14 protein-coding genes are annotated in these 13,114 nt (G+C 54.8%); 5 read left to right on the top strand and 9 right to left on the bottom strand.

The annotated features are described in order from the left end of the window. A complete protein-coding gene (gene mgtA / locus LZ634_RS06390) occupies positions 1–2,709 on the top strand; it encodes a magnesium-translocating P-type ATPase (protein WP_234503181.1) in 2,709 nt (902 codons plus the stop codon). A 68-nt stretch (positions 2,710–2,777) separates the two neighbouring features. On the opposite strand, the gene ridA is transcribed toward mgtA, so the two are convergent. From ridA to LZ634_RS06370, 4 genes are all read right to left on the bottom strand, one after another. After that, positions 2,778–3,164 carry a 2-iminobutanoate/2-iminopropanoate deaminase gene (ridA, locus tag LZ634_RS06385; RefSeq protein ID WP_061284876.1) on the bottom strand — a complete coding sequence of 129 codons (387 nt, stop codon included), beginning with the start codon at positions 3,162–3,164 and terminating at the stop codon, positions 2,778–2,780. A 73-nt stretch (positions 3,165–3,237) separates the two neighbouring features. Next, the gene (pyrI, locus tag LZ634_RS06380; protein ID WP_234503179.1) at positions 3,238–3,699 is read right to left on the bottom strand and encodes an aspartate carbamoyltransferase regulatory subunit; all 462 of its coding nucleotides are present in this window, start codon (positions 3,697–3,699) and stop codon (positions 3,238–3,240) included. A 13-nt stretch (positions 3,700–3,712) separates the two neighbouring features. After that, positions 3,713–4,648 carry an aspartate carbamoyltransferase gene (gene pyrB / locus LZ634_RS06375; RefSeq protein WP_234503178.1) on the bottom strand — a complete coding sequence of 312 codons (936 nt, stop codon included), beginning with the start codon at positions 4,646–4,648 and terminating at the stop codon, positions 3,713–3,715. 36 nt (positions 4,649–4,684) lie between these two features. Continuing rightward, positions 4,685–4,789, bottom strand: coding sequence for a pyrBI operon leader peptide (locus tag LZ634_RS06370; protein ID WP_072351778.1), 105 nt, complete (start codon positions 4,787–4,789; stop codon positions 4,685–4,687). A 262-nt stretch (positions 4,790–5,051) separates the two neighbouring features. Between LZ634_RS06370 and LZ634_RS06365 the strand changes: the two genes are divergently transcribed. Further along, positions 5,052–5,504, top strand: coding sequence for a YhcH/YjgK/YiaL family protein (locus LZ634_RS06365; RefSeq protein WP_234503177.1), 453 nt, complete (start codon positions 5,052–5,054; stop codon positions 5,502–5,504). 176 nt (positions 5,505–5,680) lie between these two features. Here the strand turns inward: LZ634_RS06365 and argF are convergent, their stop codons facing one another. Next, a complete protein-coding gene (gene argF / locus LZ634_RS06360) occupies positions 5,681–6,685 on the bottom strand; it encodes an ornithine carbamoyltransferase (RefSeq protein ID WP_234503176.1) in 1,005 nt (334 codons plus the stop codon). Continuing rightward, on the bottom strand, positions 6,655–6,750 hold the full coding sequence (gene argL, locus LZ634_RS22740; RefSeq protein ID WP_234503384.1) for a putative translational regulatory protein ArgL: 96 nt from the start codon (positions 6,748–6,750) through the stop codon (positions 6,655–6,657). Before argL ends, argF begins: the two co-directional genes overlap by 31 nt. 95 nt (positions 6,751–6,845) lie before the next feature. Between argL and rraB the strand changes: the two genes are divergently transcribed. The 3 genes from rraB (at position 6,846) to LZ634_RS06340 (ending at position 9,077) form a co-directional block, all read left to right on the top strand. Beyond that, on the top strand, positions 6,846–7,265 hold the full coding sequence (gene rraB / locus LZ634_RS06350) for a ribonuclease E inhibitor RraB (protein WP_234503175.1): 420 nt from the start codon (positions 6,846–6,848) through the stop codon (positions 7,263–7,265). A 53-nt stretch (positions 7,266–7,318) separates the two neighbouring features. After that, positions 7,319–8,077: a tRNA isopentenyl-2-thiomethyl-A-37 hydroxylase MiaE gene (gene miaE / locus LZ634_RS06345; protein WP_234503174.1), complete on the top strand. Its 759-nt coding sequence runs from the start codon at positions 7,319–7,321 to the stop codon at positions 8,075–8,077. 169 nt (positions 8,078–8,246) lie between these two features. Continuing rightward, positions 8,247–9,077: a topoisomerase II gene (locus LZ634_RS06340; protein WP_234503173.1), complete on the top strand. Its 831-nt coding sequence runs from the start codon at positions 8,247–8,249 to the stop codon at positions 9,075–9,077. A gap of 22 nt (positions 9,078–9,099) precedes the next feature. Here LZ634_RS06340 and LZ634_RS06335 read toward each other — a convergent pair whose 3' ends face one another. From LZ634_RS06335 to holC, 3 genes are all read right to left on the bottom strand, one after another. Beyond that, on the bottom strand, positions 9,100–9,603 hold the full coding sequence (locus LZ634_RS06335) for a GNAT family N-acetyltransferase (RefSeq protein WP_234503170.1): 504 nt from the start codon (positions 9,601–9,603) through the stop codon (positions 9,100–9,102). Positions 9,604–9,800: 197 nt separating this feature from the next. Further along, a complete protein-coding gene (locus LZ634_RS06330) occupies positions 9,801–12,656 on the bottom strand; it encodes a valine--tRNA ligase (RefSeq protein WP_234503168.1) in 2,856 nt (951 codons plus the stop codon). Continuing rightward, positions 12,656–13,099, bottom strand: coding sequence for a DNA polymerase III subunit chi (gene holC, locus LZ634_RS06325; protein ID WP_052282402.1), 444 nt, complete (start codon positions 13,097–13,099; stop codon positions 12,656–12,658). Before holC ends, LZ634_RS06330 begins: the two co-directional genes overlap by 1 nt. Between the last annotated feature and the right edge of the window lie 15 nt (positions 13,100–13,114).

Here is a 13,114-nt window from a genome sequence, read left to right as displayed (position 1 = left end):
ATGCTGAAAAATTTAACCCGGCAGCTGTTTGCACAGCTTGGCCGCCATTTGCCGCGCCGTTTGGTTCAGCGCGACCCTATGCCAACCCAGCAAAGCGTTGCCAATACGCCCATTCCGTCATCGTTGAGTGAACACTGCCTGAAAATGGCCCAGCTTAGCGAGCAGGAGCTGTGGCAGGCGTTTAACAGCCACCCGGAAGGGTTGAATGCGGCGGAAGTAGAACAGGCGCGCGCTATTCACGGTGAAAACCAGCTGCCAGCGCAGCAGCCGCAGCCGTGGTGGGTGCACCTGTGGCTGTGCTACCGCAATCCGTTCAACATCCTGCTGACCGTACTGGCCGCCGTCTCCTACGCCACGGAAGATCTGTTTGCTGCGGTGGTGATTGTGCTGATGGTGGGGATTTCCACCCTGCTGAACTTCGTACAGGAGGCGCGTTCTACCAAGGCCGCCGACACGCTGAAAGCGATGGTCAGCAATACCGCAACGGTGCTGCGCGTCATCAATGATAAAGGCGAAAGCGGCTGGGTTGAGCTGCCTATCGATCAGCTGGTGCCGGGCGATATCATCAAGCTTGCCGCCGGGGATATGATCCCCGCCGATCTGCGCGTGATTCAGGCGCGCGATCTGTTTGTCGCGCAGGCATCGCTGACCGGTGAATCGCTGCCGGTGGAGAAAGTCGCCAAAACCCGCGAACCCCATCAGACTAACCCACTTGAGTGCGACACCTTGTGCTTTATGGGCACCAACGTGGTGAGCGGAACCGCGCAGGCGATGGTGATTGCCAGCGGCGCCAACACTTGGTTTGGTCAACTGGCCGGCCGGGTTAGCGAGCAGGAGAGCGAGCCGAACGCGTTCCAGAAAGGCATCAGCCGCGTCAGCATGCTGTTGATCCGCTTTATGCTGGTGATGGCGCCTATCGTGCTGGTGATTAATGGCTACACCAAAGGCGATTGGTGGGAAGCGGCGCTGTTCGCGCTGTCGGTGGCCGTCGGCCTGACGCCGGAAATGCTGCCGATGATCGTCACCTCAACGCTGGCGCGTGGGGCGGTGAAGCTGTCCAAACAGAAAGTGATTGTGAAGCACCTCGACGCTATCCAGAACTTTGGCGCAATGGATATTCTCTGCACCGATAAAACCGGGACGCTCACCCAGGACAAAATCGTGCTGGAAAACCATACCGATGTCTCCGGCAAAGCCAGCGAACGGGTGCTGCACACCGCGTGGCTGAATAGCCATTACCAGACCGGGTTGAAAAATCTGCTCGACACGGCGGTGCTGGAAGGGGTTGATGAAGTGGCGGCTCGCCAGCTCTCCAGCGACTGGCAGAAGGTGGATGAAATTCCGTTTGATTTCGAACGCCGCCGCATGTCGGTGGTGGTGAATGAACAACCTGACGTCCATAAGCTGATTTGCAAAGGCGCATTGCAGGAGATCCTCAACGTCTGTACTCAGGTTTATCACAACGGCGAAGTGGTGCCGCTGGATGAGACCATGCTGCGCCGCATTAAACGCGTGACCGACACCCTGAATCGTCAGGGGCTGCGCGTGGTGGCGGTGGCCAGCAAATTCCTCCCGGCGCGGGAAGGTGACTACCAGCGTATTGATGAATCCGATCTGATCCTTGAAGGTTACATTGCGTTCCTCGATCCGCCGAAAGAGACCACCGCACCGGCGCTGAAAGCGCTGAAGGCCAGCGGAATCACCGTCAAAATCCTCACCGGCGACAGCGAACTGGTGGCAGCGAAAGTGTGCCACGAAGTCGGGCTGGATGCGGGCGAAGTGATCGTTGGTAGCGATATCGAGCATTTGAGCGATGACGAGCTGGCACAGCTGGCGCAGCGCACCACGCTGTTTGCCCGCCTGACGCCGATGCATAAAGAGCGCATTGTGACGCTGCTCAAACGTGAAGGGCACGTGGTCGGCTTTATGGGCGACGGCATCAACGATGCACCGGCGCTGCGGGCGGCAGATATTGGTATTTCCGTGGACGGCGCGGTGGATATCGCCCGTGAAGCGGCCGATATTATCCTGCTGGAAAAAAGCCTGATGGTGCTGGAAGAGGGCGTGATTGAAGGGCGTCGCACCTTCTCTAACATGCTCAAATACATCAAAATGACCGCCAGCTCGAACTTTGGTAACGTCTTTAGCGTGCTGGTGGCCAGCGCCTTCCTGCCGTTCCTGCCGATGCTGCCGTTACACTTGCTGATTCAGAACCTGCTGTACGATGTATCCCAGGTGGCGCTGCCGTTTGATAACGTCGATGACGAACAGATTCAGAAACCACAGCGCTGGAACCCGGCGGATCTTGGTCGCTTTATGGTGTTCTTCGGGCCGATCAGTTCGATCTTCGATATTCTGACCTTCTGCCTGATGTGGTGGGTGTTTAAGGCCAATACGCCAGAAATGCAGACCCTGTTCCAGTCCGGCTGGTTTATTGAAGGTCTGCTGTCGCAGACGCTGATTGTGCATATGATCCGTACCCGCCGTATTCCGTTCGTGCAGAGCCGCGCCGCATGGCCGCTGTTCGCTATGACCCTGGTGGTGATGGCGGTGGGGATTGCGCTGCCGTTCTCGCCGCTGGCAAGCTACCTGCAATTGCAGCCGCTGCCGCTGAGCTACTTCCCATGGCTGGTGGCGATTCTGGTGGGTTATATGACCTTCACTCAGATGGTGAAAGGCTTCTTCAGCCGCCGCTATGGCTGGCAGTGATTGGCGATAAGCCTGCGATAAAAACAAAAAAGGCAGCCATCGGCTGCCTTTTCTTATACTGCATGAAATTAGCGACGAACGGCGATCGCTTCGATTTCAATTTTCACGTCTTTTGGCAGACGCGCGACTTCAACGCAGGAGCGCGCTGGGAAGGTGGCGTTATGCTCGGTGAAGAACGCTTCGTAAGTGGCGTTAACGGTCGCGAAATCGTTAAGATCTTTAACGAATACGGTCGTTTTAACGATATCGCCCACTTTCAGGCCAGCGGCTTCAACGATAGCTTTTACGTTTTCCAGCGACTGGCGAGCCTGAGCGGATACATCTTCCGCTACGCTACCATCTTTCGGGTTAACCGGGATCTGACCGGAAGTGATAACCATACTGCCCAGGTCAACGCCCTGAACGTATGGGCCGATAGCTGCTGGTGCCTTTTCCGTCGCAATAGTCTTGCTCATGATATCTCCAGATAAACTGCAGTAGTAAGGTGTTAGCCATTATAGAGACGCTAGATATCAATACCAACCGCAATTAGTTGGCCAGCACCACATAATGAGAAAACTCTTTTTCACAGTATTTGCATTTGAGTGCGATGTCATCGGCGCGTTTTTTCACTACAAAGCTTGATGAAACGGGTTCAGCATGACTGATGCAGTTGCTGTTCGGGCAAACCAGCACATTGTTGATGCGTTCCGGCAGGCTTGGGCGAGATTTTCCCACCACTTCATAGTTGTCGATGCGATTAACCGTGGCCTGCGGTGCGTACAGCGACAGCTGGTTCACCTGCTCGTCGGTCAGAAAGGTATTTTCAATCTTAATCAGATCTTTACGCCCCATCTCGCCGGACGGCAGGTTCAGACCTATGGTGATGCGCTGATCGGTTTCGGTCAGTTTGAACAGCGTTAACAGCTTAAAGCCGATCTGTGCCGGGATATGGTCAATCACGGTGCCACGTTTAATGGCTTCTACCTGCAATTTGTTATCGTGTGTCATCGTCATTTCCCCCTTACAGAGCCAGTTCGCTATTCAGTACTAGTGCCAGTAACGCCTGGCGCGCGAAGATGCCGTTGCCGGCCTGCTGGAAGTACCAGGCGTGCGGCGTTTTATCGACATCGGTGGTTATCTCATCAATACGTGGCAGCGGATGCAGGACCTTCATGTTGTCGCGCGCGCCTTCGAGGTCTGCGGCACGCAGAACGAACTGCGCCTTGACATTGGCGTATTCGGACGGGTCGAGGCGCTCTTTCTGTACGCGGGTCATGTAGAGAATATCGACCTCAGCCATCACTTCATCAATGGCGCTGTGCAGGCTCCAGGCGATGCCTTTTTCGTCGAGCATATCGAGAATGTACTGCGGCATCGCCAGCGCGTCCGGAGCGATAAAGTAGAAGCGGTTGCCGTTAAATTTCGCCAGCGCCTGGGTCAGCGAGTGGACGGTACGGCCATATTTCAGGTCGCCAACCATCGCGATATTGAGGTTTTCCAGACGGCCCTGGGTTTCCTGAATGGTGAACAAGTCGAGCAGGGTTTGGGTTGGGTGCTGGTTGGCGCCATCGCCAGCGTTCAGGATTGGAATGCCGCCGGAAAATTCCGTCGCCAGACGCGCTGCCCCTTCCTGCGGGTGACGCATCACGATGGCATCGACGTAGGTGCTAATTACCGAGATGGTGTCGGCCAGCGTTTCGCCTTTTTTGCCAAGTGAGGTATTGGCGCTGTCGGAGAAGCCGACCACGCTCGCGCCCAGGCGATGCATTGAGGTTTCAAAAGACAGACGAGTGCGCGTCGAGGCCTCGAAGAAGCAGCTGGCGATAACTTTATGCTTGAGCAACTCCGGCTGCGGATGTGCTTTTAGTTTGGCGGCGGTCGCCAGCACCAGTTCAAGGTCTTCGCGGCTGAGATCGTTTATGGAAATGATGTGTTTTTGATACAGCGGATTAGTCATGTTTATCTCCTGACGACGGCGCAAAAAAAAAGCCCCTTAAATAAGGGGCTTTACGAATACGGATGCAACGGAAAGGAAAAACGGCAGGCCAGCGTCTGTTTTCAGACGCGGTAAGACGCGATGTCGTACACACTGAACCATATTTCCTCCCGGCAAACGGAGCGGAATTATACGCAGCTTTATCCGGCAATCAAGGGGGGAATTCACAATTTACGCGACGAAAACGATTCTCACTGAATGGTTAGCTGATTGTGATGAATTTAAATTCCACGGAGTGAATAAAGGTGCAAAGCGTGCGCTAGCGCAACCGTGGCAAGAGTCATGACAAAAAGTAGTGGTATGGTAACGCGAAATTACGTATAACAAATGAAAATTGAAACATTGTTTTATTTACGGAGTCATCATGATTATTGGCAACATCCATCACCTGCAGTCATGGCTGCCGGAAGAACTGCGCCAGGCGATTGTCCATCTTCAGGCCAACGTCACCGACGAAACCCCGGAAGGGAAATATGACATCGACGGTCACCGTCTGTTTTATCTGATCTCAGAAAACATGACCGAGCCGTTTGCCGAACGCCGTGCGGAATATCATGTGCGTTACCTGGATATTCAGGTGGTGCTGAAAGGCCAGGAAGGGATGTCATTTAGCGTGCTGCCTGCGGGCAAGCCGGACACCGATTGGCTGGCGGATAAAGACATCGCTTTCCTGCCGGAAGGCGTGCAGGAAAAAATGGTGGTGATGAGCGAAGGTGACTTCGTGGTCTTCTACCCGGGCGAAGTCCATAAACCGCTGTGCGCGGTAGGGCAGCCGGCGAAAGTGCGTAAAGCGGTGATTAAACTGCTGGTGGAGTGAGGTTTACCCTCTCCCTGAAAGGGAGAGGGGGAAAGAGCGTGCTGTTCTGTTATTTCGGCATTTGGGAAGAGCATGAAGACTGCACTGCTCCGTTCCCTCGCCCCTTTGGGGAGAGGGCTAGGGTGAGGGGAACAACCGCACAATAGGTTCCCCGTGCCCTTTCAGGATAAGTGGAATCACTGCGATAGCGTCGCCACCATCACCGCTTTGATCGTGTGCATCCGGTTTTCCGCCTGATCGAACACAATGCTTGCTGGTGATTCAAAGACCTCATCGGTCACTTCCATCCCGCCATGCATCCCGTATTCTGCCGCCATTTTCTTACCCAGCGTGGTCTGGTCATCATGGAACGCTGGCAGACAGTGCAGGAATTTGACCTGCGGATTGCCGGTCAGCTTCATCATCGCGCTGTTCACCTGATAGCCGCGCAGCAGGGCGATACGCTCGGACCATTTCTCTTTGGCTTCGCCCATCGATACCCACACGTCGGTATAGATAAAGTCTGCGCCCTTCACGCCGCTGGCAATATCTTCGGTCAGCGTCACGTTACCGCCATTCTTCTGCGCCAGTGCTTTGCATTCCGCGACCAGGCTCGCTTCCGGCCAACACGCTTGTGGCGCCACCAGACGCAGGTCGAGACCGGTCAACGCCGCGGCTTCCAGCATTGAGTTACCCATGTTGTTACGGGCATCACCGGCATACACCAGCGTCATTTCATTAAACGCTTTGCCCGGCAGATGTTCCTGCATGGTGAGCAGGTCCGCCAGCAGCTGGGTTGGGTGGAATTCGTCGGTCAGGCCGTTCCACACCGGAACGCCGGAATATTCCGCCAGCGTTTCGACAATCTCCTGGCCGTAGCCACGGTACTGGATACCGTCATACATCCGGCCCAAAACGCGGGCGGTGTCTTTGATCGACTCTTTGTGGCCAATCTGGCTGCCGCTGGATCCAAGATAAGTGACGCGAGCGCCCTGATCGTAAGCGGCAACTTCGAAAGAGCATCGTGTACGGGTTGAGTCTTTTTCGAAGATGAGCGCGATGTTTTTACCGGTCAGGTTCGGCGACTCCGTGCCGTTCTTTTTATCCGCTTTGAGTTTCGCCGCGAGTTGCAGCAGGGTGGTGATTTCTGCAGGGGTAAAATCGAGTAATTTTAAGAAGTGTTTTTTATACAGACTAGACATTTTTCCCTCACCTGGCTCAAGCCACTTATTGAATTAAAATTCACTTTATATGGATGAATATTCATTTGCAACCCCAATAACAAATCTTTATCGGAAAGGTGGAGGCAATGGCAACGGTATGTGACAATAAGAGTATCAGCCACATTATGAGGAATGAGCCATGGCAAACCCGGAACACCTGGAAGAACAGCGTGAAGAAACACGTCTGATCATTGAAGAACTGCTGGAAGACGGCAGCGATCCTGACGCGCTGTACACCATTGAACACCACCTTTCTGCAGACGATTTCGAAAGCCTGGAAAAAGCGGCGGTTGAAGCGTTCAAGATGGGTTATGAAGTGACCGAACCGGAAGAGCTGGAAGTGGAAGAGGGCGACACCGTCATCTGCTGCGATATTCTCAGCGAATGTGCGCTGAACGCTGAGCTTATCGACGCTCAGGTTGAGCAACTGATGAATCTGGCTGAGAAGTTTGAAGTTGATTACGACGGTTGGGGCACCTACTACGAAGATCCTAACGGTGAAGAAGGCGACGACGACGAAGATGAAATCGACGAAGACGACGATGGCGTTCGCCACTAAGTCATCTTGATTCCCTACGGCAGCACCCGCTGCCGTAGGTCAAGGATCCCGGAATGGACTACCCGCAAATACTCACCCCTGTTTATCGCTTCCTGCACTGCAAAACGCCTCAGGCGTGGCTGGATAAAGCGCGCTTACCTGAAAATCTTCCTCTGTTGCTGACCGACCACCTGGTTTGCGAGCTCAAAGCGGCGCAAACCGCGATGCTGATGGTGCGTAAATATGTGGCGGATAAAGAGGGTGCACAGGCGCTTCTGGATTGGCTAAAACCGTATGAAGCATTCACCTTCCGCGACGGCGAAGAGCCGGATTTTGTCGCGCTGAACAAACAGATTGGCAAAGGCGTGATGCCGAAAACCGACGACCCGTGGGGACGCCTGCTTATCGACAGCATGGTGCTGCTGATTAAAGAAGAGCTGCACCACTTCTGGCAGGTGCGTGAAGCCATGCAGCGCCGTAATATTCCCTACGTGAAGATCACCGCCAGCCGCTATGCGAAAGGTATGCTCAAAGAGGTGCGCACTCACGAACCGTTGACGCTTATCGATAAGCTGATTTGCGGTGCCTACATTGAGGCGCGCTCCTGCGAACGATTTGCCGCGCTGGCACCGTATCTGGATGACGATCTGCAGGCGTTTTATCTCTCGCTATTGCGTTCAGAGGCGCGGCACTATCAGGACTACCTGACCCTGGCCGAGCAGATTGCCGACGGTGATATCAGCGAGCGCGTGCGTTTCTTTGGTGAAGTCGAGGCGGCGCTGATTACCTCTGCCGATGAGGAATTTCGCTTCCACAGCGGCGTGCCTGCCTAGTCTTCTTTCCCGGCGCGTTTGCGCCGTTTCCCCTCTTCCCTGAATCGTCAACGCCCTCGCAGATGAAAATCTGGTGGCTGGAAATACCCGTCCGTTGCCGCAATAATCAACATTCATAAAGGGGAAATATAATCCCCGGTAGAACTATTGATTGGAATAAGGATGGTTGATGAACTGGGCTCACGTAATTTTGGCAGGCTACATTGGTGCGGTGATTGCCGTGATAGTCGGCGTATTCCGTAAAAAGGGTTGGGTAGGGAAAGTTGCCGGGGTCGTTATTTTCGTGGTGGCGATTGTCGGCTGGAATCTGTTTGATGTGCACTACCTCATACCGCGCATGAGCCCGGATTATGGGCAGACTGAAGAGCAGAAATTCGAATCGGCGATGATGGCGATGCCGACGTTCCAGGTCATTAAGGAACAAGACCCGGCATTCTGGCAGCATATTCTCGAGCTGTCGGTGCAGATGAAAAAAGCGGGCAAAGATCAGCAGCAGATTATCGATGCTATCCAACCGCAAATCCTGCAGCTACAGATGGCGCGTTTGCAGCAGGCGCCTGACGCTAACGTGGTTGAGTATATGAAGATCAACCTTGAGCAGATTGCCGAAGCGAAAAATAGCGGCGATGACGTGTGCTTCCGCTTCCTGTTCCCTGCGGTCAAAGGCGGTATCAACCCGGTGAAGGTGATTTCGCATGAAGTCCTCGCTCGCCGTACCGAGAGCGATGCGCGGATGATGCGTGCTGCCTACGGGCCAAATAAACACACGGTGACTCCGCAGGAAAAACAGCAGGCGCTGGCCGATATGCAGGCCATTGGCCCGGGGCTGGTGCAGCGTTATGGACAGGACATTGAAATCATGTCTGACCCGAGCAAAGGCGTGGGTAAAGAGAAAGTGGCCTGTCAGCTGGTGCAGGATTTCTGGTCGCAGGTTTTGGCGCTGCCGGAAGTGAATGCCGCGGGCGTTGTTCGTTTAGCGTTGTCGCCTGAAATGCAGTAAACCGGATAACCCCTTTGCACCATCAAAGGGGTTTAAGCATTCTCACTTCGCAGTCGACGTGGCCGGTGCAGCCTAGCGGTTCGGCAATATGCGCAAAGCCAAGGCGCTCATAGAGGCGAATGGCCTCCGTCAGGAAAGCCGTCGTCTCCAGATAGCATTGCTGAAAACCCTGTTCGCGGGCATATTCGAGCGCTGTCAGCGCGAGTTTCTTCGCCAGACCTTGCCCACGTGCGCTGGATAAAAAGTACATCTTCTGCAGTTCGCAGATGCCCGGTTCGCTACAGCTTAATGGCGCAACGCCGCCGCCGCCGACAATCAACCCATTCAGCTCAACCACCCAATAAGCCGCGCCTGGCTGGCTATACACTTCGAACAGCTCGTCCAGATTAGGGTCGGCCACCGTATAGCCTTTATCGGCGGTTAAACCGTATTCGGCAGAGACCTGGCGGATGACGGAGGCAATAGCCGCATTATCTTCAACCGTTATCCGGCGAAGCGTCGCCGCAACGGGCGTAACAACACTCATAGCAAACTCATGACATTAACGTGGGACATATGCAGTTAATAACACTGTGAGGAGGGGAAGCGCAAGCGAGGATAATTCAATAAAAAGCCCCTGAGCAATAGCATCAGGGGCTTTTTCGGTCTGGGGTTTCGGATTCGCGATGGTTATCCGAAAGACGTGGGGTGTGCCAGCAAACAGACGGGCACGACCCAACGGTCTTACAGCGCGGCGATGACCGCCTGCTGCTCAATCAGCTTGGCTTTCGCTTCCGCGTATCCATCCAGCTTCTCACGCTCTTTGGCGATCACCGCTTCCGGTGCGCGCGCCACAAAGCCTTCGTTAGACAGTTTGCTTTCGATACGGCTGATTTCACCTTCGATTTTCGCCACTTCTTTTGCCAGACGCGCCAGCTCATCGTCTTTGTTGATGAGGCCAGCCATCGGGATCAGCAGCTCAGCACCGTCGATGATTTTGGTCACGGAAACCGGGCCTTTGTCATCCGCAGGCAGGATGGTGATGCTTTCCAGACGCGCCATGGACTGCAGGAAGCTCTGGTTGTCGGTGACGCGACGCACTGCGTCAGTGCTGCAACCGCGCAGCAGCAGCTCAAGCGGTTTGCCTGGAGCAATGTTCATTTCCGCACGGATGTTACGCACGGCGATGATCGCCTGCTTCAGCCACTCGGTATCGGCCAGAGCCGCTTCATCAACCTGGGACGCATCGTACGCCGGGAACGGCTGCAGCATGATGGTGTCAGCGGTGTTGCCGCAGATGACCTTCACACGCTGCCAGATGGTCTCGGTGATGAATGGAATGATTGGGTGCGCCAGACGCAGCAGACCTTCCAGAACGGTCACCAGCGTGTTACGGGTGCCGCGCAGTTCAGACTCAGAACCCCCGTTCATCACCGGCTTGGTCAGCTCGAGGTACCAGTCACAGAACTGGTTCCAGGTGAACTCATACAGAATGCCCGCGGCGATATCGAAGCGGAAGTTATCCAGCGCTTCGCGGTACGCTTTAGTGGTCTGATTGAATTCCGCGAGGATCCAACGGTCTGCCAGAGACAGGGTTTTCTCGCCGCCGTTGAAGCCGCAATCCTGATCTTCAGTGTTCATCAGCACGAAGCGGCTGGCGTTCCACAGCTTGTTACAGAAGTTACGGTAACCTTCCAGACGCTTCATATCCCAGTTGATGTCACGGCCGGTAGAGGCCAGTGCCGCCAGGGTGAAACGCAGGGCGTCGGTGCCGTGCGGCTCGATGCCGTCCGGGAACTGCTTCTCGGTACGCTTGGCAATTTTCTCAGCCAGCTGCGGCTGCATCATGTTGCCGGTGCGTTTTTCCAGCAGGTCGGCCAGAGAAATACCATCAACCATATCCAGTGGGTCAATAACGTTACCCTTGGATTTGGACATCTTCTGCCCTTCGTCGTCACGGATCAGACCGGTCATGTAGACAGTCTTAAACGGAACCTGCGGCTTGCCGTTTTCATCTTTGATGAAGTGCATGGTCATCATGATCATGCGGGCAATCCAGAAGAAGATGATGTCGAAGCCGGAAACCATCACGCTGGTTGGATGGAACTGACGCAGCGCGTCGGTGTTTTCCGGCCAGCCCAGGGTAGAGAAGGTCCACAGCGCGGAGGAGAACCAGGTGTCGAGAACGTCTTCGTCCTGACGAAGCGCCACGTCGGCGCCGAGGTTGTTTTCGCTACGCACTTCTTCTTCGGTACGGCCAACATAGACGTTACCGTCGTTGTCATACCATGCCGGGATACGGTGGCCCCACCACAGCTGGCGGGAGATACACCAGTCCTGAATGTCACGCATCCAGGAGAAGTACATGTTTTCGTACTGTTTTGGCACGAACTGGATATCGCCGTTCTCAACCGCTTCAACCGCCGGTTTTGCCAGCACGTCAGCACGGACGTACCACTGGTCGGTCAGCATTGGCTCGATAACCACGCCTCCACGGTCGCCGTAAGGAACGGTCAGGTCGTGAGGTTTTATCTCTTCCAGCAGGCCCAGTGCGTCGATGGCCGCCACAACGGCTTTACGCGCGGCAAAGCGTTCCAGTTTCTGGAATTCAGCCGGGATAGCGTTGGAATAGACGTCAGACTCTTCGCCTTTGGTGTCGTACACTTCCGCGGTTTCGCGAATGTCGCCATCAAAGGTCAGGATGTTGATCATCGGCAGGCTGTGACGTTTCCCGACTTCATAGTCGTTGAAGTCGTGCGCTGGGGTGATTTTCACGCAGCCGGTGCCTTTTTCCATATCGGCGTGTTCATCGCCAACGATTGGAATGCGGCGATCAACCAGCGGCAGAATCACGAATTTGCCGATCAGATCTTTGTAACGTGGATCTTCCGGGTTCACGGCCACGCCGGTATCACCGAGCACGGTTTCCGGACGGGTAGTCGCGACAACCAGGTAATCTTTACCGTCTGCGGTTTTCGCGCCGTCGGCCAGCGGATAGCGGATGTGCCACATCGAGCCTTTAGACTCGCGGTTTTCCACTTCCAGGTCAGAGATGGCGGTGCGCAGTTTCGGGTCCCAGTTGACCAGGCGCTTGCCACGGTAGATCAGGTCTTCTTTGTACAGGCGGACAAAGACTTCTTTCACGGCATTGGAAAGGCCTTCGTCCATGGTGAAGCGCTCGCGCTCCCAGTCAACAGAGTTGCCGAGACGGCGCATCTGGCGGGTAATGGTGCCGCCGGATTCCGCTTTCCACTGCCAGATTTTATCGATAAAGGCATCGCGACCGTAGTCGTGACGGGTTTTACCTTCTTCAGCGGCAATCTTACGCTCAACCACCATTTGGGTCGCAATACCCGCGTGGTCAGTACCGGCCTGCCACAGGGTGTTTTTACCCTGCATGCGCTGATAGCGAATCATGGTGTCCATGATGGTCTGCTGGAAAGCATGACCCATATGCAAACTGCCGGTGACGTTCGGCGGCGGGATCATGATGCAGAAGGACTCTTTGCTTTCATCGCCGTTAGGCTTGAAATAGCCCTGCTTTTCCCAGTGCTCGTAAAGCGGCTGTTCGATATCTTGTGGGTTATATGTCTTTTCCATTATTTCCAGGTTGCCGTATTCAGGTTAAAACCAGCCACGCGGTAGGCTTTGTAGCGATCGCGTGCCAGTTGTTTCAGAGTTTCTTCATAAGGGACGAAGTCTACCACTTCTGTGAAAGCGGTGGCAAAATCTGCAAAATTTACCCGCAGACTGATCAGTATATCGCGAGGGCTGCTGTTGCGCTTTGCAGGCCAGGCAATCTCGACCGGGGCACCACCACGCGGACCTTCTCCCGCCAGATTATGCGGCACAAAGCTTTCCGGTGGACGCGTCCACAGCGCTTCATCCAGGCGAATGGCCTGCTGTTCGTCTTCACAGGCGATGAGCACGCGCTTACCTGCTCGCCAACGTTCTGCGGCAATTTCACACACTAACTGCTCGACGGCGCTGAGGTCGTCGACGGTGGTGTCGTTGTCCAGAATATAGAACGTTGCATTCTTCATATATGGGGCTTCTTG

It is taken from the genome of Kluyvera intermedia, assembly GCF_021440345.1.
GTDB classification, from domain to species: domain Bacteria; phylum Pseudomonadota; class Gammaproteobacteria; order Enterobacterales; family Enterobacteriaceae; genus Kluyvera; species Kluyvera intermedia_A.
The sequence above is the reverse complement of the archived record's forward strand: the minus strand, read 5'-3'. Positions and strand labels throughout refer to the sequence as shown.

Coding starts and splice junctions, on each gene's coding strand:
- holC (WP_052282402.1), bottom strand. CDS start 13,099: ATGAAGAATGCAACGTTCTATATTCTGGACAACGACACCACCGTCGAC.
- LZ634_RS06370 (WP_072351778.1), bottom strand. CDS start 4,789: ATGGTTCAGTGTGTACGACATCGCGTCTTACCGCGTCTGAAAACAGAC.
- argL (WP_234503384.1), bottom strand. CDS start 6,750: ATGAATATTCATCCATATAAAGTGAATTTTAATTCAATAAGTGGCTTG.
- pyrB (WP_234503178.1), bottom strand. CDS start 4,648: ATGACTAATCCGCTGTATCAAAAACACATCATTTCCATAAACGATCTC.
- LZ634_RS06330 (WP_234503168.1), bottom strand. CDS start 12,656: ATGGAAAAGACATATAACCCACAAGATATCGAACAGCCGCTTTACGAG.
- miaE (WP_234503174.1), top strand. CDS start 7,319: ATGGACTACCCGCAAATACTCACCCCTGTTTATCGCTTCCTGCACTGC.
- LZ634_RS06340 (WP_234503173.1), top strand. CDS start 8,247: ATGAACTGGGCTCACGTAATTTTGGCAGGCTACATTGGTGCGGTGATT.
- LZ634_RS06365 (WP_234503177.1), top strand. CDS start 5,052: ATGATTATTGGCAACATCCATCACCTGCAGTCATGGCTGCCGGAAGAA.
- LZ634_RS06335 (WP_234503170.1), bottom strand. CDS start 9,603: ATGAGTGTTGTTACGCCCGTTGCGGCGACGCTTCGCCGGATAACGGTT.
- argF (WP_234503176.1), bottom strand. CDS start 6,685: ATGTCTAGTCTGTATAAAAAACACTTCTTAAAATTACTCGATTTTACC.
- pyrI (WP_234503179.1), bottom strand. CDS start 3,699: ATGACACACGATAACAAATTGCAGGTAGAAGCCATTAAACGTGGCACC.
- mgtA (WP_234503181.1), top strand. CDS start 1: ATGCTGAAAAATTTAACCCGGCAGCTGTTTGCACAGCTTGGCCGCCAT.
- rraB (WP_234503175.1), top strand. CDS start 6,846: ATGGCAAACCCGGAACACCTGGAAGAACAGCGTGAAGAAACACGTCTG.
- ridA (WP_061284876.1), bottom strand. CDS start 3,164: ATGAGCAAGACTATTGCGACGGAAAAGGCACCAGCAGCTATCGGCCCA.